The 22359-nt window shown below is 61.7% G+C and carries 17 protein-coding genes, 3 tRNA genes and 1 pseudogene; 4 read left to right on the top strand and 17 right to left on the bottom strand.

Annotated features, from left to right (window positions below):
• Positions 1-143 precede the first annotated feature (143 nt).
• The 8 genes from AAEQ75_RS16170 to AAEQ75_RS16135 form a co-directional block, all read right to left on the bottom strand.
• Positions 144-1514 carry a DUF1329 domain-containing protein gene (locus tag AAEQ75_RS16170; RefSeq protein WP_343349721.1) on the bottom strand — a complete coding sequence of 457 codons (1371 nt, stop codon included), beginning with the start codon at positions 1512-1514 and terminating at the stop codon, positions 144-146.
• A gap of 68 nt (positions 1515-1582) precedes the next feature.
• Positions 1583-3592 carry a DUF1302 domain-containing protein gene (locus tag AAEQ75_RS16165; RefSeq protein ID WP_343349720.1) on the bottom strand — a complete coding sequence of 670 codons (2010 nt, stop codon included), beginning with the start codon at positions 3590-3592 and terminating at the stop codon, positions 1583-1585.
• A 474-nt stretch (positions 3593-4066) separates the two neighbouring features.
• Positions 4067-6724 carry an aminopeptidase N gene (gene pepN / locus AAEQ75_RS16160; protein ID WP_343349719.1) on the bottom strand — a complete coding sequence of 886 codons (2658 nt, stop codon included), beginning with the start codon at positions 6722-6724 and terminating at the stop codon, positions 4067-4069.
• Positions 6725-6775: 51 nt separating this feature from the next.
• A complete protein-coding gene (locus AAEQ75_RS16155) occupies positions 6776-7612 on the bottom strand; it encodes a DUF2797 domain-containing protein (RefSeq protein ID WP_343349718.1) in 837 nt (278 codons plus the stop codon).
• Positions 7612-7875 (bottom strand): YeaC family protein, encoded by a 264-nt coding sequence (locus tag AAEQ75_RS16150; protein WP_343349717.1) that lies wholly within the window; start codon positions 7873-7875, stop codon positions 7612-7614. Before AAEQ75_RS16150 ends, AAEQ75_RS16155 begins: the two co-directional genes overlap by 1 nt.
• Positions 7876-7964: 89 nt before the next feature.
• Positions 7965-8825 (bottom strand): rhomboid family intramembrane serine protease, encoded by an 861-nt coding sequence (locus tag AAEQ75_RS16145; RefSeq protein ID WP_343349716.1) that lies wholly within the window; start codon positions 8823-8825, stop codon positions 7965-7967.
• Positions 8822-9796: a metallophosphoesterase gene (locus tag AAEQ75_RS16140; RefSeq protein WP_343349715.1), complete on the bottom strand. Its 975-nt coding sequence runs from the start codon at positions 9794-9796 to the stop codon at positions 8822-8824. The genes AAEQ75_RS16145 and AAEQ75_RS16140 overlap by 4 nt, the downstream gene beginning before the upstream one ends.
• On the bottom strand, positions 9797-10684 hold the full coding sequence (locus AAEQ75_RS16135) for an NAD(+) kinase (protein WP_343349714.1): 888 nt from the start codon (positions 10682-10684) through the stop codon (positions 9797-9799).
• Positions 10685-10780: 96 nt separating this feature from the next.
• On the opposite strand from AAEQ75_RS16135, the gene AAEQ75_RS16130 reads away from it, so the two are divergent.
• Positions 10781-11713, top strand: coding sequence for a DUF1853 family protein (locus tag AAEQ75_RS16130; RefSeq protein WP_343349713.1), 933 nt, complete (start codon positions 10781-10783; stop codon positions 11711-11713).
• An 80-nt stretch (positions 11714-11793) separates the two neighbouring features.
• Here AAEQ75_RS16130 and AAEQ75_RS16125 read toward each other — a convergent pair whose 3' ends face one another.
• Genes AAEQ75_RS16125 through AAEQ75_RS16115 form a run of 3 tightly spaced genes read right to left on the bottom strand, consistent with a single transcriptional unit; the run spans position 11794 to position 15237 of the window.
• Entirely contained in the window at positions 11794-12903 is a 1110-nt protein-coding gene (locus tag AAEQ75_RS16125; protein ID WP_343349712.1) for a cyclic nucleotide-binding domain-containing protein, read from the bottom strand.
• A gap of 22 nt (positions 12904-12925) precedes the next feature.
• A complete protein-coding gene (locus AAEQ75_RS16120) occupies positions 12926-13867 on the bottom strand; it encodes a 1-aminocyclopropane-1-carboxylate deaminase/D-cysteine desulfhydrase (RefSeq protein WP_343349711.1) in 942 nt (313 codons plus the stop codon).
• Between the two features lie 2 nt (positions 13868-13869).
• A complete protein-coding gene (locus AAEQ75_RS16115) occupies positions 13870-15237 on the bottom strand; it encodes a chromosome partitioning protein ParA (RefSeq protein ID WP_125880265.1) in 1368 nt (455 codons plus the stop codon).
• 677 nt (positions 15238-15914) lie between these two features.
• Here AAEQ75_RS16115 and AAEQ75_RS16110 point away from each other — a divergent pair.
• Positions 15915-16202 (top strand): annotated as a pseudogene (locus tag AAEQ75_RS16110) (TAXI family TRAP transporter solute-binding subunit); the annotation flags it as partial.
• A gap of 8 nt (positions 16203-16210) precedes the next feature.
• Here AAEQ75_RS16110 and AAEQ75_RS16105 read toward each other — a convergent pair.
• Complete coding sequence (locus AAEQ75_RS16105; protein ID WP_343349708.1) at positions 16211-16642, bottom strand: nuclear transport factor 2 family protein; 432 nt, start codon at positions 16640-16642, stop codon at positions 16211-16213.
• Between the two features lie 203 nt (positions 16643-16845).
• Positions 16846-18879 (bottom strand): NADPH-dependent 2,4-dienoyl-CoA reductase, encoded by a 2034-nt coding sequence (locus tag AAEQ75_RS16100; RefSeq protein ID WP_343349707.1) that lies wholly within the window; start codon positions 18877-18879, stop codon positions 16846-16848.
• Positions 18880-19081: 202 nt separating this feature from the next.
• Between AAEQ75_RS16100 and AAEQ75_RS16095 the strand changes: the two genes are divergently transcribed.
• Both AAEQ75_RS16095 and AAEQ75_RS16090 read left to right on the top strand, forming a co-directional pair.
• Positions 19082-20107: a carbon-nitrogen hydrolase family protein gene (locus tag AAEQ75_RS16095; RefSeq protein WP_343349705.1), complete on the top strand. Its 1026-nt coding sequence runs from the start codon at positions 19082-19084 to the stop codon at positions 20105-20107.
• Positions 20104-21186 carry an AraC family transcriptional regulator gene (locus AAEQ75_RS16090; RefSeq protein WP_343349704.1) on the top strand — a complete coding sequence of 361 codons (1083 nt, stop codon included), beginning with the start codon at positions 20104-20106 and terminating at the stop codon, positions 21184-21186. Before AAEQ75_RS16095 ends, AAEQ75_RS16090 begins: the two co-directional genes overlap by 4 nt.
• Positions 21187-21379: 193 nt before the next feature.
• Here AAEQ75_RS16090 and AAEQ75_RS16085 read toward each other — a convergent pair.
• The 4 genes from AAEQ75_RS16085 to AAEQ75_RS16070 form a co-directional block, all read right to left on the bottom strand.
• A tRNA-Asp gene (locus AAEQ75_RS16085) sits at positions 21380-21456 on the bottom strand.
• A 108-nt stretch (positions 21457-21564) separates the two neighbouring features.
• Positions 21565-21641, bottom strand: a tRNA-Asp gene (locus tag AAEQ75_RS16080).
• A gap of 35 nt (positions 21642-21676) precedes the next feature.
• Positions 21677-21752, bottom strand: a tRNA-Val gene (locus AAEQ75_RS16075).
• A 96-nt stretch (positions 21753-21848) separates the two neighbouring features.
• Complete coding sequence (locus AAEQ75_RS16070) at positions 21849-22322, bottom strand: MarR family winged helix-turn-helix transcriptional regulator (protein ID WP_343349703.1); 474 nt, start codon at positions 22320-22322, stop codon at positions 21849-21851.
• Positions 22323-22359 lie beyond the last annotated feature (37 nt).

Raw genomic sequence — 22359 nt, 5'->3', positions numbered from 1 at the left:
CTAGCGAGCTTCGGAAAGCCCTGACAATTGGCGCGACGTTATGTTTTGTTAAGGCAAAACCCGCGTGATAGAAGCCTATCCATCAAGCTGATACGAAAAGGCCGCTACTACTGTAGCGGCCTTCGCGTGAGACTACACGACTATTATCGCGTACCGCGGCGACGCAGGGCTGCTGGCTTGAAGTAGCCGTCGTCCGGAGTGGCCTGGGTGAAGTCGATGGTATTGCTCTCTTCGTTGTCCAGGTTCTGCACGTGATAACGACGCGCCTGCAGATCATGGAACACATCGAGCGCGGACCAGGTGGTCGGCAGATCGTAGTAGTTCTTCAGGTAAGCGATGGAAACGCGCCACAGCTCGCCACGACCGTCGTACTGATCCACCACCGCAGCCTGCCAGCTGTCCTCGTCGAGGAACAGGGTACGCTTGGAGTAGATGTGGCGGGCGCCGGACTTCAGCGTGCCCTCGACCACCCACACGCGGTGCAGTTCGTTACGGGTCAGCGCCGGGTTGAGGTGACCCACCTGCAGCAGATCCTTGTACTTAACCTCGGGGCTGGTGACCTTGTAGTTGTTGTACGGGATGTAGATTTCCTTCTTGCCCACCAGTTTCCAGTCATAGCGATCCGGAGCACCGTTGAACATGTCAGTGTCGTCGGCGGTACGCAGACCGTCAGCAGCGGCGATCGGGGTGTCGTAAGCCAGGTTCGGCGCACGACGCACGCGGCGCTGACCGGCGTTGTAACCCCAGGCCTGACGGGGTTCCTTGACCTGATCCAGAGTCTCGTGAACCAGTACCGCACCACCGGCCAGACGCGCCGGGCTGGTGGTGAAGGACAGGTAGTAGAACATGATGTTGTTCAGGTCGGCGAAGGAGCCGTTCTGCAGGTAGTACTTGAACAGCGCTTCCTGCTGGGAAGTGACCAGCGAGTAAGCGCCATTGCGCTGTACTGCCACTTCCGAGGCGCGACGCACAATATAGGTGCCGCGGTAGCGGGCGATGTGGTTCCACAGCGCCTCGACACCGTTCTGCGGGATCGGGAACGGGATACCGCCGTAGGCATCGGAGAAGCCGTTGCCGCCATCGACCAGCTTAGCGCTGGTGGCGTTCTTGACGGTGTTGTCATAGACCCACTGCGGCGCGGAGCCGGAGCGGCGGGTCTGGTAGACCGGCATCTGATAGGTTTCCGGATAAGCCTTGAACATGGCGATCTGACCCGGGGTCAGGTTGGCCTCGTACTGGCTCAGGTTGGCCGCGGTGATGGTGAACAGCGGCTTGTCGTCCGGGAACGGATTGACGTGGTGCTGGCCCGAGCGGGCGTAACCCGCCGGCGGCTGGGTGATGCCACCGGTCCAGGCCGGAATAGTGCCGGCTGCGTTGCCGGCTTTTTCGGCGCCGAAGGGAGTCAGGGTATCGCCAAGTTTTGCGGCTTCCTGCGAGGAAACGGCAGCCAGCGCGGAGCCGGCGGAAAATGCCAGCGCAACGGCTACGGCCATCAGCCTGTGCTTGTTCAGCATGGGTAATTCTCCGTGAAGAGTCTGACCGGGCGCCCAACGGCGCCCGGCGTTTTTTCTGGTTATGGGTATTAGAAGGAGTACTTGACGTTCAGACCGATATTGTCTCGGTCGCGCGCACCGTTGTTCTGGCCTGCGCCATAGAACTCGGTGTACTGGAGCTCGGCTTCCAGGCTGTTCAGGTAGCTGGCACGCATACCGACGGTGTAGGCCTTGCGACCTTCGATGAAGTTGCCGGTCTGGTGCGAGTTACCTTCGAAATCGTGCTTGAACACGGCGAAGGGCGACAGGTTCACGCCAGCGTAAACGTCGTTCCAGGTACCGGAGAGCACCAGAGTGTAGCCATAGGCGTTCTTGTTGATCTGATCGTCGCGATCGTAGCCGGAGATGTAGGATCCATTTGCACGACCAGAGTAATAACGCACGTTCCCCTGGAAGTCTGTGTATTTCAGACTGCTGCCGCGAATATGCTCAGAGCCGAGTTCAGCCACACCAAAAAGAGAATCAAAGCCCAGAGACGGGCCGAAGTTGTAGATGGTGCCAATGGAAGTATTGAAGGCCTCAACGCGCTCGTAGTTGCTCAAGCGGCGATTATCAAGACTCACCGTCTGGCCTCCAACCTGTACCTGTTGACCCAGAGCGATCTGCGGCGCTTGCTGGAGCACTTGCCCCAACAGGTCGTTGGTAGTTGCAATACCAATCGGAAGATTCGGGCGGTAAGAGAATTCACCAAACACCGAGGCATTACCCACAGTGGTGTTGAAGCTCAAACCCATCATACGGACATCTTCAGCATATTGGCGACTAGCCTGGATCTGATCGGCCAGATCAACTGAAACCAGACCACCAGCAATTTGCCGTGCAATAGCCGCAACAGCAGCGGGGCTACCTGCCACACCTGCGGCAGCTGCGGTCTGCAGAGCCGCGCCCTGAACAGGAGCACTACCGACGAGAGCACCAAATTGTCCTGCCGTCATACCGCCATAGGCATCATCGAGCTGCGCATAAATCGACGGCTCCTTGGCGTGGTAGTTCACGAAGTAGAAGCCGAACTCCGTTGAGTTCAACTCTTCTGCAATATAGCGAAACGCAACGCCGAACTGGCCATCGTTCTTTGCATTCAGGTCATTCTTGATAGATGCAACTTTGAAAGCGTCAGACGTGGCAAATGAACTCCCATTCAGCCCATAAGCAGGGTTCAATACGGAGGCTTGATAAAGCGAAAGACCACCGAGCAGCGGGTTCGGTGTCAGGGCCCCAGCTAGCGCACCACTTTCGTTATAAGCGGTATGACCGCCGTCAGCAAACAAGTCGGTCTCAGAGAAATAGGTACCGACCGGATCGATAGCACTCTCTTTCCAGTTGAACTGATAGAAGGTCTCCATCGAAAGGTTATCGGTCAAACCGATGTTGAAACTAAGAGCCTCGACCGGAACCAGCACTTCCTTCACTTCCGAGCCTGGCAAACGGAACTTGGCAGCATCGACCGGGTTGGTGGTGTTCACACCACCGCGATAGAACAGACCCTCGCCCCAGTTGAATACCTGCTTACCGAAACGACCAGAGACAGGCATGTTGGCCACGTCCCAGTTGCCATAGACGTAGGCGTCAAGAATCTGCGCGTCACGACCTGCCTTGTGGCGGGTTTCACGTGTGAAGGTGTTATCGCGCGGATAGCTTTGGCTCGGCTGAGCCGGTGTGTTGGCATCATAGTAATCGTTGCGCTTGTCCATGATCTGGGTGTCATAGAAAGCCGTGCCACGGACGAAGACACCATAGTTCTGGTAGGAAGCCTCCAGGTCGGTAGTGATCTTGAACACTTCGGAAACCAGGCCGGTATCGAAGTTGCGGTTGCCATCGTTGGTGTTGATGTCGTTGTTGGTCTTGTCCTGCCCCTGTACGCGCCACAGCTGGCCGTAGGAGATGGTGGTGTCAATGGAACCGGTGATTTCGTTATCGGCGAAGCTGAACTCCACCGCTTGAGCCTGGGCGGCGACCAGCAACGGCAGAACGCCTGCGAACGCAAAGCCGGCCTTGGCCGGGGCAAAACGTAGAACGGGCTTGCGGGACTTAATTTCCATCGAGACTCACTCCGTGGACAGATCATTCTTTTGGGCGATCCCGTAGCCGGGTCGCGAATTGCCGTACTGACGACGGCTTGTGTTTTCTATTTTGTAGCGACATGTTCCAACGACCAGCGAGAGCTTGCACGCGGTCAAGTCCTGCTCAGTACTGCAACCATGGTGCCAATTCAAACAGTTGTATCAGCGCAAACAGGCGTGGGAGAGCCGCTGGGTGGTTTCTTTTCGTGACTGATCAGCCACTGACCAAAAGACGAGAAAAAGTGGCGCACTTTGTCCTACGATCCGACGCTTTATGCCAATCCCCCCCTGCTATGCATGGGTTAGCGGCTAAAAATAACGTCTCATTGTCAAGCACCGACACTCGAATTTAAGTGTACAAACACATAACCAGCGGCCCGCATATTTCGCTGGGTAACAAAAAAGTGTTACCAGCCATAGGCCGGTAACACTTCCTGTAAAGCCAAAACCGTCTTACGCCAGGCTTTTACTCACCACTTCATAGACATCACTGGACAGCTCGCCGGAAGCGAGGATGCGCTCCAGCTCGGCCTTCATCAGTGCCTGACGCGCCGAACCGTATTTGCGCCAGCGGGTCAGCGGCGCCAGCAGGCGCGAAGCGATCTGCGGGTTGAGCGCATTGAGGGTGATCACCTGGTCGGCGAGAAAGCGGTAGCCCGCCCCGTCGGCGCGGTGAAAGTTGATCAGGTTCTGGTTGGCGAAGGCTCCGATCAGCGCACGCACCTTGTTCGGATTCTTCAGGGTGAAGGCTTCGTGCTGCATCAACGCATGCACGCGCTCCAGACCACCCGGCAGCGGGCAACCAGCCTGCACGCTGAACCACTGATCCATGACCAGTGGATCGTCCTTGAAGAAGTCGGCGAACATGGCCAGTGCCTTGCCCTGCTCTTCCTGGAATGGCGAATTGACCAGTACGGCCAGGGCCGCCAGGCGCTCGGTCATGTTGTCGGCGTTGTCGAACTGATCGACGCAAGCCGCCAGTACCTCGGGTTTCTCGCTGAGCATGAGGTAGGACAACGCGATGTTCTGCAGACTGCGGCGAGCGAAGTGCGCCGCCTCGGCCACGTAAGGGGTGGCCTTGGAGACTTCACGGTTGGCTTGGTAGCGCGCCCACAGCGGGGCGAATAGCGCGGAAGCCAGCTCCTTGCGGGCGAATTCGCGCGCGGCGTGGATGGCCTCGACATCTGCGACCTCGCTGATCTCGGTCAGGTAGGCCTCGCCCGGCAGCGAAAGCATCTCCGCGACCATGGCCTGATCCAGCGACTCGTCTTCAAGCAGGGTTCGCAGCGCAGTGACCAGGCGTTGATCCAGGCTCAGAGCCTCGCCGCGCTGATGCTGGCCAATCAGCTCCTGCAGCACCTGCACGGACAATTGCTGGCCAGCCTCCCAGCGATTGAAGCCGTCGCTGTCGTGCTGCATGAGGAACATCAGCTGATCGCGGTCATAGGGGAAGTGCAGCTTGACCGGCGCACTGAAGCCGCGCAGCAAGGAGGGCAGCGGCTTCTCGGCGACGCCCTCGAAGGTGAAGGTCTGCTCGGCTTCAGTCACCGACAACACTCGACTAGTACCCTGCGACGCGCTTTCGCCCTGCAGGCGCAGCGGCAGCTCAACGCCCTGGGCATCGAGCAGGCCGAGCGCCACCGGAATCACGAACGGCAGCTTCTCGCTCTGCCCCGGCGTAGCCGGGCAGCTCTGACGGAAGGTCAGGCTGTAGGTCTGCGCGGCGGAGTCATACGCCTCGCTGACCGCCAGGCGCGGCGTACCCGCTTGGGTGTACCAGCGCTTGAACTGGGTCAGATCGATACCGCTGGCATCTTCCATGGCCTTGACGAAATCGTCGCAGGTCACCGCTTGGCCGTCGTGGCGCTCGAAGTACAGATCCGAGCCCTTGCGGAACAACTGCGGCCCGAGCAGGGTGTGGATCATGCGCAGCACTTCGGCACCCTTCTCGTAGATGGTCAGGGTGTAGAAGTTGGAGATTTCCATGTACGCGTCCGGACGCACCGGGTGGGCCATGGGGCCCGCGTCCTCGGCGAACTGGTGGGTACGCAGGTATGCCACGTCCTCGATGCGTTTGACCGTACGCGAATGGGTGTCGGCGGAGAACTCGCTGTCGCGGAACACGGTGAAGCCTTCCTTGAGCGACAGCTGGAACCAGTCGCGGCAGGTCACGCGGTTGCCCGACCAGTTGTGGAAGTACTCGTGTGCCACCACCGCCTCGACGCGCTGATGGGCAGCGTCGGTGGCGGTCTCGGCCTTGGCCAGCACGCAGCTGGAGTTGAAGATGTTGAGGCCCTTGTTCTCCATGGCGCCCATGTTGAAGTCGTTGACCGCGACGATCATGAAGATGTCCAGGTCATACTCGCGGCCGTAGACCTCCTCGTCCCACTTCATCGAACGCTTGAGGCTGTCCATGGCGTGCTGCACCTTGTCGATGTTCTCCGGCTCGACGTAGATGCGCAGCGCCACTTCGCGGTTGCTCATGGTGGTGAAGCTGTCCTCGACGCACCAGAGGTCACCGGCGACCAGGGCGAACAGATAGGCCGGCTTCTTGAACGGGTCTTCCCAGGTCGCCCAGTGGCGACCACCCTCTTCACTGCCGCTGGCAATCGGGTTGCCGTTGGACAAGAGCACCGGATAGGCATGCTGCTCGGCACTGACCGTGGTGGTGAATTTGCTCATCACATCCGGGCGGTCGAGGTAGAAGGTGATCTTGCGGAAGCCCTCGGCCTCGCACTGGGTGCAGAACATCTTGCCGGACTTGTACAGCCCCTCCAGCGCGGTGTTGCTCTCCGGGTGGATGCGCACGCTGCTGTCGACCACGAAGCGCTCCTGGGTCGGCTGCAGGGTCAAGTGGCTGTCGGTCAGGGTGTAATCACCCGCGCTCAGCTCGCGATCATCGAGCTTGAGCTCCAGCAGCTCCAGTTGCTGACCGTCGAGCACCAGTTTCGGCAGACCGGCACCGGCTTCAGGGTTGCGACGCATGACCAGTTGCGCGTGCACCAGGCTGTGATCCTCGAACAGCTCGAAGGTCAGGTGGGTCTCGTCGATCAGGTAATCGGGAACCTGATAGTCCTTCAGGTAGATGGTCTTGGATTGTTCGGTGCGCATGGCTCTTGGCCTCTCGTCTGCGGCGCCTCGGGCGCCGGTGGCAATCGGGTGTCAGGCGGCGATCTCGTGGACGGCCAACTGGTAGGCGGTGTACTTGCGGATATTGATCACGCCGGTATCGAACATCAGGTACTGGCCCTTGATACCGAGCAGGGTACCCTCGGCCAGCGGCTGCTTGTCCAGGTTGAAGCTGGTGATCTTGGCGGGATAGGCCTCGATGGGATAACGAATCGCCTGCACCTCGGCCGCGGACAGCGGCTGGATGGCCTGCAGGCCGAAGCGCTGCTGCAGCTCGGCAATGCCCGCGCCACAGCTGTCGAACAACTGCTCGCGAATGGCCAGCAGATCGACCGGCTCAGCGTCGCCCTTTAGCAACGCACGCCAGTTGGTCTTGTCCGCCACCTGACTGCGTAGCAGATCCTCGACGAAGCCGGACTGCTGCCGGGTGGCCACGCGCAGAATCGGCAGCGCCTGGGTCGCGCCCTGGTCGATCCAGCGCGTCGGCACCTGAGTAGCGCGGGTGATGCCAACCTTCACGCCACTGGAGTTGGCCAGGTAGACGATATGATCGGTCATGCAGAACTGCTCGCCCCAGCTCGGCTCGCGGCAGGTGCCTTGATCGTAATGGCAGCGCTCCGGGCTCATGATGCAGACATCGCATTGCGCCAGCTTCTGCATGCAGGGGTAGCAGTAGCCCTGGCTGAAACTGGTCTTGGTCTTGCGCCCGCAGTGCGTGCAGTGGATGGCGCCGAGGAATTCCAGGCGCAAGTGCTTGCCCACCAGCGGATTGACCGGTACTTCTTCCTCGCCCAGGCGGAAAGCGTATTGCACCGGTGCGTCCAGGTGCGCCTTCATTTTGCTCAGCGAGCCACGTCCCAATTCACTCATCAGTGCAGGGTATCCGAGGACTTGAACAGCAGGTTGGGTACCGGCTCGGACTTGCTGCTGCATTCCTGAGGGCCCATGTAACCGGTGCGCTCGTCCTCCGGCAGGTTCTGCGCTTCCCAGGCGATCATTGCCTGCAGGCTCAGCTCTTTCTGCTCCTGAGTCAGCTTGCGGCCGTCCGGCCATTTACCGATTTCCACGGCCAGCTTGAGGCTTCCGTAGATTTCCGGGGTGATGTTTTCAATCGCATCGAGAAAGGACGACATACAGGTCTCCAGATAAATCGTAGGGCGGGTGAAACCCGCCGAAACACAGAGCTGGCGGGTTGCACCCGCCCTACAGGTCTAAAGTCGGATCAAGCACTACGTCGGGCCAGCATACCGCCAAGCAGCCCCGTCAGGCAGCCGATGAGCAGGCCACCGAGGTGCGCGCCGTTGGCGATAGCGCCAACCCCCAGGGTTTCGAAGATGCCGGTCATACAAACAACCAGCCAGATCAGCATCATCACCAATACGCCGGGCGGCAGCCGGTAGGCCGGATTCGGTGCCAGGCGCTGGTAGATCCAGCAATGCCCGAGCAGGCCATAAAGCACGCCAGACAACCCGCCGAACAACGACGGCCCAGCCCACCAGTATTGGGCGAAGTTCGACGCCAGGCCGAACAGCAAGGTCAGCCCGAGCAGGCCAATGGCCCCCTGACGAAACTCGATCCGCCGCCCCAGCTCCCAGTACCACAGGCTGTTCATCGCCAGGTGCAGCCAGCCGAAGTGAATCAGCATCGGCGTGATCAGGCGCCACCACTGACCGCTGCCCAAAGTGGCATCCAGATAGGTCAGATAGATGCGCTCACCGTCGATACGAAAATCGACGAAGCTCAGCCAGCGGATAGTGGAAAAATTCTCGCCCGCCAAGGTCACGGCAAAGACGATGAAGGTCGCCAGCAGCACCAGTGCCGTAAACGGACTGCGCTGCAGCTGCGTGAAGAAGCCGTCCCGCACAGGCCCAGCGCTTGCCGGCAACTCTCCACCGGCGTCGCCCTGCGGGTGACGCGCATAAAGCTCGCGCACCTGCCCGGCAAGCTGTTCACCTGGCACCCAGAGCACCTGCTCACCGCCCTCTTCCGCCACCCGGTGCGGCACGTTCAAACGCTGTAACAGGCCAACGAAGCCGCTCAAGTCGGTATCCAGCGGCAAGCGCAGCACTTCTACTGTCGTCATCGCGGCGCCTCCTGCGGGTCGACATCGACCCAGACGAATTTGCCCGCATCAAGACGTGTTTCCTGATCCAGGCGATAAGCCACCAGGCGGCCGCCGACCACTGCGCTGTAGTCCAGGCAGGCCAGATTGGGCCGAATCGGCGCCGGCTTGCCCCGCCGCCAGTAGTGCCCGACGAACAGCAATGGCTCGTGCGCACCGTACCTGAGCAATTCATCCTTCTGCAGCTCGGTCAGCGGCGTCTGCGCCGCCAGCTCCGGCAAGGCATCGGGCTGGAAGACGATATCGCCATAGGTCTTCGGGTCCTCCTCCCAGAATTTGGTGCGGAAGTAGGAACGCGTGAAGCCATCACCGCTGGTCAGGGTCAGGCCGTGCGGCAGGCGCATGTCGGTGCCGCGCAGCAGGCGATCGAGCGCCATGTTGGCGAAACTGCCGGGCACGGCCGAGGCCTGCAGGAAATGCTCGTCGATACAGCCATCGGGAAATTGCGCCTGCAGTGGTGCGATCAGCTCGGCATCCCAGCAGGCGTGCACGACGCGGAAGCGCCCGGCGTCGATGAACAGTGGCATCTCGTAGAACCAGCGGAGGAACTCGCGCCACTCCTGCGGATGATCCTCGAACTGCGCCAATGTCTCGCGCATCAGGCGCTGGTGGCGCGGGCTGTGTTCGCGCACGTAGTGACGCCCGCTGCCTGGCGGTGCCGGCGTGCTCCAGCCCAGCGCGTAAAACTCGTGATTGCCCATGATGCACAGCGCCTGGCCGGCGCGGACCATATCGTGCACCAGGTGCAGGGCCTCGCGAATGCCCGGGCCGCGGTCGACCAGGTCACCGAGGAAGAGCGCCATGCGCGTCGGATGGCGCCACACGCCGCCCTGCTGGCTATAACCCAGGCGATCGAGCAGACGTTCGAGGGTGCGCGCACAACCGTGGATATCACCGATCAGGTCATAGCCACGATGGGGGTCGAGGGACATTCAGTCCTGCCCTCCCAGGCGGCTGCCCCAACCCAGCTTGGTGCGGCAGACCTCGTAGTAGTTATGATCCAGCGGATGGATCAGGCGCAGTTTCTGCGCTTTCTTCGCCACGTGCAGGGTGTCGCCCGGCGCACAGGTGAAGTGGTTCTGGCCGTCGCAGGAAACCTGCGGATAGATGGTCATGTCCGGCGATACCACCACCTTCAGCTCGCTGTTGCCGTCGACCACGATAGGCCGGCTGGACAGCGTATGCGGGTACATCGGCACCACCACGATGGCATCGAGCTTGGGATGCATGATCGGCCCGCCAGCAGACAGCGCATAGGCGGTAGAACCCGTGGGCGTGGCGACGATCAGGCCGTCGGCCTTCTGGCTGCAGACGAACTGGCCGTCGATATACAGCTCGAACTCGATCATCCGCGTCGACTTGCCGGGGTGCAGTACCACGTCGTTGAGTGCATCGCCCTGGCCGATGGCCTCGCCCTGGCGGCGCACCTCGGCCTCCAGCAGAAAACGGTTCTCGGTGAGGTAGTGGCCTTCAAGCACCTGCGCCACCTTGAGCTCCAGCTCATCGGGGCGAATATCGGTGAGAAAGCCCAGGCTGCCGCGGTTGATCCCCAGCACCGGTACCTTGTGCCGCGCCAGGGCGCGCGCCGCGCCGAGCATGCTGCCGTCGCCGCCGACGACGATCACCAGGTCGCAGACCTCGCCGAGCATCTTGCGCGAGGAGGTCTGCAGGCCATGCCCAGGCAGCAGGTCGGCGATGGTGTCCTCGAGGATCACATGCAGGTGGCGGTCGATCAGAAAGCGCTTGAGTCGCCGCACGGTTTCCAGCACCCGCGTGCTGCCCAGGCGCCCGATGATGCCGACATTGCGAAATTGCTCCATGGGACTCCCGCCAGACAGATAAGAAACGAAGAGAGATTATCGGCCAAAGGCCTGGGCGGCAGCAAACCAGCACTGTTACTGCGCTATGCTCGGGTGATGACTGCTCCTGACTCGCTGCACGATCTGCTGCTGGGCTTGCGTACCCCGGCTGTGCGTGACCTGGCCTGGGCGCTGCTCTCGCCACCCATGCTGGGTGAGACCACGAAAGTCCAGCGTCATCCGCTACAGGCCAGTTGCTGGACGCAGCAACCGCAGCGGCTGACTGACTGGCTCGTACAGCAGGACAACGATGCCGGTGCCCTGCATGCCTGGCTGGCCGCGAAACCGGTGCGCCGCCTCGGCCTTTGTTACGAACGCCTGTGGCAGTTCGCCCTGCACGCGGCGCCGGATGTCGAGGTCGTCGCCGCCAACCTGCCGATCCGTCAGAACGGCCAGACACTGGGCGAGTTGGACCTGCTATTGCGCGACGCGGAAGGCGAGCATCACCTGGAGTTGGCGGTGAAGTTCTACCTGGGCACGCGCGGTAGCGACGCGGCGGACTGGCTCGGCCCCGGCAGCCATGATCGGCTTGACCTGAAACTCGGTCACCTCGCGCAACACCAGTTGCCCCTGTCGTCGCGCCGCGAGGCACGCGCGCCCCTGAACGAGCTGCAGTTGGGCGATACTCGGTCCGCCTTCTGGCTCGGCGGCTACTTGTTCTACCCCTGGCCTGATGGTTGCCCATCACCTCGCGGCGCGGGCCCCGAGCACTGCCGGGGCAATTGGCTACACCAGTGCGACTGGGATGCTTTCGCCGCGACCAAACCAGACGCTCGCTGGCAACCCTTGCCGCGATTGGCCTGGCTCGCACCGGCGCTGATAAAGACTGGCGAGGCCTGGCCCGCAGACACCTTCCAGCAATGGCTGAAGCTGTTACGACCGGACGCTCAGGCGCAGTTGCTGGTGCGCCTGGAGGAAGATCACGCCGGGAACTGGCGAGAGGTCGAACGGGTGTTTCTGGTCAACGATCAGTGGCCGGCGCAGTCGTAGCCCAATGCAATCCGGGATGCTGCTACCGGCAATCCGCGGGCGTCACCCACCTCGTTGATAGGCCGCAGGGCCAGTGCCAATCAACGGCTACGTTCGGTACGCCCACCGGAACGCGCCAGATACCCTGCCCCGCTTTCACACAGCAGGGCGTCGCGCTGTACCGCCGGCAGGGCATCCAGGCCGCCACGCAGGGCATAGACGCTGTAACCCAGTTGCGAGAGCAGAAACACTGCACTGCTGCTGCGCTTGCCGCTATCGCAATAGCACAGGTAGGTACGTGAGAGATCCAGCAGGCGCGCCTTGAGGCGCAACAGCTGCAGCGGCATATGCAGCGCTTGCGGCGCGTGCGCCTTCTCGTACTCTTCCTGCAGCCGCACATCCAGCCACTGCGCGCCCTGCGTCAGCAACCTGGCGCCCTCGCCCAGCGACACCTCGGCCACGACTGGAGCCTTGAGCAAAGCAAAGAAATCCTGACGATCCAGGCGCAACACACTGCCCGCCTCGACCATGGTCACCGTGGCATTGCGTGGCCGATCAGCAAGCAGCGCTTCTTCACCGAAACAGGCGCCCACCTCCAGCTCCGCCAGCACCTGGTGATCACTGCCGGCGCCGCGAATCACCTCGGCGCGGCCACTCTCCAGGAAGTAGCAACAATCGCCGGTAGCGCCTTCTTCAAGCACCTGACTGCCAGCAGCCAGCTCGACCCTCTGCAGCCGCGCCAGCATGTTCTGCACGTTGGCTGGCGGCACCTTGGCAAATAGCGGGTTTTCCAGCAGTCGCTCCAGCCATTCGATATCGGCGCCACTGTGTTGCAATGCCAGTAACAGATCCTGATGCGCCAGACGCCAGGTCAACAGGCGATCGAGCGTGGCACTGTCGATCATCAGCACGCTGATATCGGTCAAGGCGCGAGCGTCATGCAACCGCGGCAGGCCGGGTGACACCGGGTGACAGCTGATCTCGCTACCGGCCTGCAACGTCTGCGTCCTGCCCGCAGCATCCTGTAACTGCAACTCGCCAGCCAGTAGATAGCAGGTCAGGCGCGCCTGATCCCCCTGACGAAACAGCAGTTGCCCGGCCAGCAGCGGCTGCGGCACCAACTGGCTACGCAACTCGCGCCACTGCTGCGCGGAAAGCGCGTTGAGCGGCGTCAGGCTGCGCAGTTGTTCGGGGGTAAGGGGTTCGCTCATGAGGATTTCCAGGCTCCGCTGGTCAGACCTGAGTGTAGTCGGCACTGGCGCCCATCAACACCCGTCGACCTTGCAAGCCGCCAGTATGAATGAAGATCAGCCGAGTGCCGCGTGCGAGTTGACCTTGCTCGCAGAAATCGCGTAGCGCCATCAGCGCCTTGCCGGTATACACAGGCTCCAATGGCACACCGCAGGCTTGCTCGGTTTCCAGGATGAACTGGCGTAGCGGCTCATCGATACGGGCAAAACCGCCGCGTGCTGCCTCGATCAGTTGGTGACGCCGCGCCGACGCCCCGGCCTCGTCCAGCAACGTGGCGACCTGAGTGGCGACGCCGTGATCATTGGGTACCGCCTGCGCGCCGAATACGCTGCGCTGACCATCACCCAGCAGCAAACCAGCCAGGGTGGTGCCGGTCCCCGCAGCCAGCCACCAGGCATCGAAATCAGACCAGCCGATATCGGCCAACTGCGCTTCGGCCATCTCCACCAGACAGCTACAGCCATTGGCGCCCTGAAGTCCCAGACCGCCCTCACCAATCACCTGAAAATTCGGGTATCGAGCGAGCCAGGCCCCCCAGAAATCCGGCTGATGCCGCGCACGGTAACCGCCATAACCCAGCCAGTGCAGGGTCATGCCCATGCGCTGTAGATCATCGACGGTCGGGGTCTGCTGCGCCTCACCACGTAACAGACCGACGCTGGTGAAGCCGAAACGCTGTCCCGCCGCAGCCAGCGCATGCAAATGATTGGAGTGTGCGCCCCCCAGACTGATCACCCCCTGCGCACCGTCCGCAGCTGCCTGTTCAAGATAGGGCGCGAGCTTGAACCACTTGTTGCCGGACAACAGGGGGTCGACAAGATCCAGGCGCAAACAGGCAAGCTCGACGCCGGCAGCCTCGAGCCAGTCCAGTTGCAGACGTTGTAGCGGCGCCCGCGGACGCCAGGTGGGAATCCGTACTGGCAAGATCAGCTGACGGTACGCAGACGACTGCTCGCCTTGTGCCGCGCACAGCAGTTCGAATCACCCAGAGCGAAACGGCTGGGCGTATCGACGCGGTCGATGGGAATGGCGCAGCGCTCTCCACTGGGCAAGGATGCGTCGCAGCTGGGCTGCTGATAATGCGCCAACCAGTGGCGATACTGCTCTTCGGAAACGAAGCATTTACCCGCAGCGTAGGCCATCGGGTTGTCCTGGTAGCGGGCGACGTCCTGGAGAGGAATGGTCAGGTGCCCAGCGCCCGGGTGGTACACCACGAACACCACACCAAGCTTGGCCAGACGATCCAGCACCTGGTCACCGCCCTGACTGGCGAATGCATCGCGCTCACGCTTGAGGCGCTCGATTTCCGCTTGCAACTGGGCATCCAGCTCGTTGCGATAGGCAAGTTCAACGTCACGAATGGCGATCTGTTCCTTGTACTCCGCCACGGCCGCAACGACTTTGGCGCGCATTTCGCCGTCGAACTGCGCACGCAGGATGTCGCCCTCGGTACGACCATGACGCTCAAGGGCACGCAGCTGTTGAGTCATGTCTTCACGGCTGCTCTGGAAACTTTCAGCCTGGGCGGCCAGTTGCGCCTTGAGGTTAGCGTTGAGCTCCTCCTGCTGGCGCAGCGCCTGATGCAGCCCATGAATCTGCCCCTGCAGATTCTTGCTCTGCTCCTCGCTGGCCAGTTTGAACTTGGCCAGTTCGTCTTCATGCTGTTGGGTCAGGCTGGTGATGCGCAGACGCTGCTGCTGAATCAGCTGCGCGGTCTTGGCTCGATGTTCCTGATCCATTTTCTGCGCCAATTGCTCGGCCACTTCCTTGGCCGGATCGGGCGCATACCATTTATCTTCGGAGGCCACCTGCAAACGCTCGGCAACCACCGCCTGAGCACTGTCGTCCTCGATCAGCAACCCAAGCTGATTGCGTTTGACTGCATCGCGCAGCAACACCAGGTCATTTTGAGCAGGTGCCAGACTCGGGTCCCAAAGGTGCATCTGATGCCAGGAAACCGGACACTGGCTGCGACAGGCCAGGCGAATCGGCCCAGCGCCAAGATCCGGACCACGGCCGGCACGCTCGGCCAGGTGTTGCAGAGGAATGTTCCAGCCCTTATCGGGGCGACCGTCCTCGTCGAAATCCAGAAAGAAGAACACCGCAGCCCTGACCAGCAGGCGCGGGTTGATCACCACGAACACCGCACGCATCTGTTCGTCGGCGAACTCGGGCATGTTCACCACGCCGTCGAGCAAAGCCTCGAACTCAGGGAACATCATCTGTTTGCAGATACCGCGTTCACTGAAGAACATCACGGCTTCCACCATCTGCGGCTTGTTCTGCATGCTCATTGAGGACCCTCTGGACCAACCGGGAATACGTCGCGTGCCAGCGCAGCGCAGACTCTGCACTGATATCGTCCTTGATACCTCGAGCAAGTCTAGGGGAAAACCCAACCACAGCAATGTGACTGGGTTGGCACTCACTCTGCGAGCCAGCCCAAATAGGCCACTGCTTGGCGCAAAAATGTGACCAGACCGGAAAGTACGAAAGCTGCCAGCGGTCCGGTCCGCCGGGATGAGTAACAGCCTGCCCAACACAACTCGATCGGCGGATTCTTGCTTTTCAACCCTGCCTCACAAGCGGAGTTTTGCCTATTTCAGCCCATAGCATTGGGCTCATCCGCTCCAGAGCAGTGATCCGACAACCTGGCACGTCACCCGCTCTGGCACGTACAAGCTCGCGCGCCTGTCGCGCGGCCGGACTGATAAAAAAGACAAGAGGTCAGCCATGTTCTGCTATCACCTCACTGCCAACCCCTCATCATTCAATCCGCTTCGCGAGTGCCTATTCCGGCGCCAGAAGACTGCCTGCACAGCACTGCCGCGTCCTTAGCTAAAAATAACAACAACGGAGAATTCCCATGCACTTAGCCAAGCGCCTTGGCCTGTTCGCCGCTGCCGCGATTTTGGCCAGTAGTCCCAACGCTCACGCTAATCCAACCTCGATCAACATCCTTACCGGCGGTATCGGCAGCAGCGCCTATCAGTCGGGCACCATTCCTGCCGGCACCTACAAAGGCCAGGGCAGCGACGTGACGACGGCGACCATCACCAACGTTCTGGTGAGCCAGACCAGCGTTTCCGACGCCATGGCCTATCAGATGACCAAGTTGCTCTTCGAGAACCTCGACCGATTGGCCGAAGCGCATCCGGCAGCCAAGGACATCAGACTGGAGCGCGCCACCAGTGGTCTGCCGATTCCGCTGCACCCAGGCGCCGAGCGCTTTTATCGAGAAGTGGGCGTTCTCAAGTAGAGCGCCGTTCAGCCTTTGGCTGCAGCGAGAAAAGGCGCCAGGCGCTGGGCCATTTCGGCACCGAGCGCCTGCAGCCCACTCATCGGACGCACCATCACCTCGAACTCGACGATTCGCCCCGAGTCGTCGAAGCGAATCATGTCGATTCCTTTCAACTCGCGCCCACCAACCTTCGCGGAAAACTCCAGCACCACGTTGAGACCATCAGCGGTGGCCAGTTCACGGTGATAGGCGAAGTCTTCGAATACCTTGAGCACAGTATTGAGGATCAGATTGACCACCTGCGCCCCCGGATACGGTGTATGTGCCATCGGTGAGCGGAACACCGCCTGTGGGTGCAGCAACTCAGGCAAGGCGCTCAGATCCTTGGCGGCAACGAACTGGTGCCAGCGCTCGAGGCTGGCTGCAGCGGCAGGTTGTAGCTGGGTATTGAGAGACATCGGCTTCTCCTTATTGTTGTCAGGCCAGACAGCCAACACCTCGCAGCAGACCGTATGAAAACTACTGCGCTCGGCCATGCTGCGTTAAAAAACGGCTCAAAATGCTCATTTACAACTCGTAAACTGCGCTTTCTCGCCATTTTTTGCCTTGCCTGACCTTCGCTCGCTACGTTTTCAAACGGTCTGTAGGCGGGGCGTCATCATTACAGCTCAGCAGCCAGACGCGAGCCCTGGTTGATCGCCCGTTTGGCGTCGAGCTCGGCGGCGACATCCGCGCCACCGACCAGGTGCACGCGCTGGCCAGCGCTCTCCAGACCGTCCTGCAGCTCACGCAGCGGGTCCTGGCCTGCGCAGACGATCACGGTATCGACCGGCAACACCTGCTCCTCGCCACCAGCGATGCGGATATGCAGACCGGCATCGTCGATCTGCACGTACTCGACGCTGTTGAGCATCTGCACGTTCTTGTTCTTCAGGCCGGTGCGGTGAATCCAGCCGGTGGTCTTGCCCAGGCCGTCGCCGACCTTGGACTTCTTGCGCTGCAGCAGGAATACCTGACGCGCCGCCGGGTGTGGATGCGCCTCGACACCCGCCACGCCGCCACGGGCTTCGAGCGCGGTATCGATACCCCATTCCTTCCAGAACTCGTCACGGTCGAGGCTGGTGGCCTTGCCCTGATGGGTGATGAACTCGGAAACATCGAAACCGATACCGCCGGCGCCGATCACCGCGACCTTCTGCCCGACCGGCTTGCGCTCGAGAATCGCGTCCAGGTAGCTGATCACCTTGGCATGCTCGATACCCGGAATCTCTGGCGTACGCGGCGCGATACCGGTGGCCAGGATGATTTCGTCGAAGCCGCCACTGACCAGATCGTCCACCGACACACGGGTGTTGAGGCGCACGTCAACGCCAGTGGTTTCCAGCTTGCGCTTGAAGTAACGCAAGGTCTCGAAGAACTCTTCCTTGCCCGGCACGCGCTTGGCCACGTTGAACTGGCCGCCGATCTCGCTGGCCGAATCGAACAGGGTCACGCTGTGGCCACGTTCGGCGGCGACGGTGGAAGCGGCCAGGCCAGCCGGGCCGGCACCGACCACGGCGATCTTCTTCACCGTGGTGGCGGGGATGTAGTTCAGCTCAGTCTCATGGCAGGCGCGCGGGTTGACCAGGCAGCTGGTCAGCTTGCCGCCGAAGGTGTGGTCCAGGCAGGCCTGGTTGCAGCCGATGCAGGTGTTGATCTCGTCCGCGCGGCCTTCGGCGGCCTTGTTGACGAAGTCCGGGTCGGCGAGGAACGGACGCGCCATCGACACCATGTCGGCATCGCCCTCGGCCAGCACTTGCTCGGCCACTTCCGGGGTATTGATGCGGTTGGTGGTGATCAACGGGATCGACACCTCCCCCTTGAGCTTGGCGGTGACCTTGGTGAAGGCCGCGCGCGGCACCTTGGTGGCGATGGTAGGAATGCGCGCTTCGTGCCAGCCGATACCGGTGTTGATGATGGTGGCGCCGGCCTGCTCGATGGCCTTGGCCAGCAGCACGATCTCGTCCCAGGTGCTGCCACCCTCGACCAGATCGAGCATCGACAGGCGATAGATGATGATGAAGTTCGGCCCCACCGCCTCGCGCACGCGGCGGACGATTTCCACCGGCAGGCGCATGCGGTTTTCGTAGCTGCCGCCCCAGCGGTCGGTACGGTGGTTGGTGTGGGCAACCAGGAACTGGTTGATGAAATAACCTTCCGAGCCCATTACCTCGACGCCGTCATAACCGGCCTGTTGGGCCAGCGCGGCGCAATTGACGAAGTCGGCGATCTGCTTCTCGATGCCCTCCTCGTCCAGCTCACGCGGCTTGAACGGGTTGATCGGTGCCTGGATGGCGCTCGGCGCAACGGATTTGGGGCTGTAGGCATAACGCCCGGCATGCAGAATCTGCATGCAGATCTTGCCGCCGGCCTCATGCACGGCCTGGGTAACGACCTTGTGCTTCTCGGCTTCTTCCGGCGTGCTCAGCTTGGCCGCCCCGGAATACACGCCGCCCTCCTCGTTCGGGCCGATGCCACCAGTGACCATCAGGCCGACACCGCCACGGGCGCGCTCGGCGAAATAGGCCGCCATGCGCTCGAAGCCGCCATGTTTCTCTTCCAGACCAGTGTGCATGGACCCCATCAGTGTACGGTTGCTCAGCGTGGTGAAGCCGAGGTCGAGCGGGGCCAGCAGGTGCGGGTAACGAGCAGTCATGGAATTCTCCACATCGCGGTGCAGTTCACGGATTGCCGCGGTCTCATGGTCACGCGGTCGGTTATGGAGCCAGACGATAAAGAGGCTGCCAACCATGCTCAATGATCAAAACTAACAAGATAATGATCAAAAGTAGCAATTCACCTTGGCAGCACGGCTCGACCGACCTAACCTGCACCGCAACGAAGCCGAACATCCCGAAATGCGCCTACTGATCACCCTTCTGCTCGCGTTCGCACTGCTGGCCGGCCTTGGCAGCTACGCCCAGTGGATCGAGCAGCGTCCCAGCAGCCACTACCTGTCCGACCTGCGCAGCCAGGTCGCGCTGGATATCGGCGAGCCCGGCCCGCGCGGTAACCTGCTGGGCATCCAGCCGGAGCTGTTCGCAGCGGACTACCAGAGCCTCGCCCGCCTGCGCCTGAAACTGGCGGCCTACCTCGATCACGCCCGCGAGCGGGGCATGCTCAACGCGCGCACCGTCGTCGTGCTGCCGGAACATATCGGCACCTGGCTGCTCGCCGTTGGCGAGAAAGAAGAACTCTATCGTGCCACCGAGCGCCACCAGGCCATGCACTGGCTGGCGGCAACCAATCCGCTGGATTTTCTCGGCGCACTGCTGGGCGCCGCAGACGACGCGCGCCTGGACGATGCCATGCTGCGAACCAAGGCCAAGAGCATGGCGCGTGACTATCAGCAACTGTTTGGCGCTCTGGCTCGCGATTACCAGATCACCCTGGTGGCGGGTTCCATCGTTCTGCCCGAGCCTCATATAGAACAGGGGCGTCTCGAGATCGGCCGCGGGCCGCTGTACAACGTCAGCCTGGTCTTCGACCGGGCCGGCAACCCGCTCGGCCAGCCACAACGCCACGCTTTCAGTGCAGGCGCACTGACGACCGAAACAAACGGCGCCGTGCAGGTGCTGGAGACCCCGGCAGGTCGCCTCGGCGTGCTACTCGGCGGTGACATGCAGCAGTTGCGCCAGGCAACGACGGCTGGCGACGAGACCATCGAGCTCTTGGCAATGCCCAGCGATCTGGACAGCCAGGCGGACGACGCCGAGCTTGGCGAACAACTGCAGACCCATGGCATTCGCGCCGGGCTGAAAGTCCATCTGCGCGGCCGATTGTGGGAGCGTAGCGGTCAGTCCCAGGCGCTCGCCTTCGATGCCGGTCGCAGCGAACGCGGCGCCAGCGAGCGTGGCGCGCAACTGATCAATCTATGGTTATGAAGGCATCACGCGTTCGCCTTGGCGATCTCTCCGTCGGCTTCACCCAGGCATTGGCCGACGCACTGCGCGAACAGGGCCAGCGCCCCGAACCGTTGCTCGAACAGTTCGGTCTGGATTCAGCACGCCTGAGCGAGCCGCGCGCGCGCCTGTCGATCCCGCGCTTCATGCGCCTTGGCCACAGCGCCATTGCCCTGTGCAACAACCCGGCCCTGGGCCTGGACATGGGCCGCCACAGCCGACTGAGCCAGATTGGCCTGGCCGGCATCTGCGCCGCGCAGGCGCCTGATCTGCGCGAAGCGGCACGCACGCTGACGCGCTTCGAGCCGCTGTACGCCGCCAACTATCGCGGCCGTTCGGGCTTCAGCGAGGATGCCCGCGGCGCCTGGCTGCATTTCTACTCGATCAGCCCCTACAACGCCTACAACCGCTTCGTGGTGGATTCGGTGCTGGCCGGCTGGCAGAGCAACCTGAGCCAGGTGGTCGACCGCCCCATCATCGCGGACAAGGTTGAAATCGAATTTCCGCCACCCGACTATAGCGAGCGTTACGAGCCCCTGTTCGGCTGCCCGGTGGAATTTGCCAGCGGCGCCAACCGCCTGCGCCTGAGCAGCGAAACCCTGGCCCTGCGCAATCCACAGCATTGCCCTGGCACCTGGCGGCACCTGCTGGAGCTGTGTGAACGAGAGCTTGATCAGCTGACCCGCACGCGCAGCCTGCGCGAACAGGTCATCCAGCTGCTGGGGCCCTTGCTGCACGGCCATGAGCCGGATCTGCAGGAAGTGGCGCGCAGCCTGCACCTGCCGAGCTGGACGTTGCGGCGCAAGCTGGCCGAGGAAGGCACGCAGTTTCGCGCCATCCTCAACGACACCCGCCGCGACCTGGCCACGGCCTATATCCGTGACACCGAGCTGGCCTTTGGCGAGATCGCGTACCTGCTCGGCTTCGCCTCGGCCGAAGCCTTCCAGCGCGCCTTCAAGCGCTGGCTCGGGCAAACACCCGGCGACTACCGCCGCACACAGCGCAGGGCCAGCGGCGCAGCTCAAAGTTCGGTGGCGTCGTCCACATCGGGCATATCCTGATTGAGGACGTCGCGCTCGAGCAGTTCTTCCTGATAGTCATCCATCGGGCATTCTCCTGGGGCATTTCATCTTTCGTTAGCAAGCTACGTTGCCAGTGTGAAGACAAGATGACGAAAAGCCGCAGGGCGATTGATTGCCCCGGATCACAGGCAATAAAAAACCCGTCGATTTTGCGATCGACGGGTTTCGTATATGGCGCAGCGGACGGGACTCGAACCCGCGACCCCCGGCGTGACAGGCCGGTATTCTAACCGACTGAACTACCGCTGCGTGTCGGTTGGACTTGCGTCCAAAGAACTCATGGAACTCTGTTGCATCTGATGGCGCCCTTGCGGGCTTTGCCATCTCAAATCGACAAGGTGTCGATCTGGGAAATAATGGCGCAGCGGACGGGACTCGAACCCGCGACCCCCGGCGTGACAGGCCGGTATTCTAACCGACTGAACTACCGCTGCGCGTCGGTGGACTTTCGTCCTTCTCTCTAAGGCTATGGTGGGTGATGACGGGATCGAACCGCCGACCCTCTGCTTGTAAGGCAGATGCTCTCCCGGCTGAGCTAATCACCCATGTGCCTTAGCGAGGCGCGCACTTTATGCAGGCGGCGATGCTAAGTCAACACCCTGCTTGAATTTTTTCTGAAAAAGGCAGATTCATCGCCCACCTTATTCCATCTCTCCGCACAGTTCGGCGGCGCGCAGCAGCGCGGCCGTGAGGCTGTGGCGCTCCCAATCGGTCAGCGCGGCAAAACGCTGATTGAATTCCGGTGGCATCAACGAAGGTGCCTGCTGGATTAGCTCACGGCCCGCATCGCTGATCAACAGCCACTGGCGCCGGCGATCCTGATCATCGCGCTGGCGCTGCAACAGACCACGCTCTTCCAAGCGATCGAGCATGCCTGACAGCGTCGCAGCAGTCAGGCTAACGCGGCTGCTGAGCACGCTGGCGGTCAGGCGCGCTTCACTGGCCAGCACCTGCAGGATCATCAACTGCATGGGCGTCAGCCCACCGAAGCGGGCCAGGCGCTTGGCGTGCACCTCCCCCGCCTGCTGCAAGCGCCGCAGCGCCTGAAACAGGGGCATCTCGAAGGCCATGACAGATGACAAATCTATTTCAACAGGAACTTTTTTATCGCTCATAAGCACCAACTAATGACAACCAAAACTTTGACATGAA

The sequence above is a fragment of the Pseudomonas sediminis genome (genome assembly GCF_039555755.1).
GTDB classification, from domain to species: domain Bacteria; phylum Pseudomonadota; class Gammaproteobacteria; order Pseudomonadales; family Pseudomonadaceae; genus Aquipseudomonas; species Aquipseudomonas mendocina_D.
This window is presented reverse-complemented; position numbering and strand designations above follow the sequence as displayed.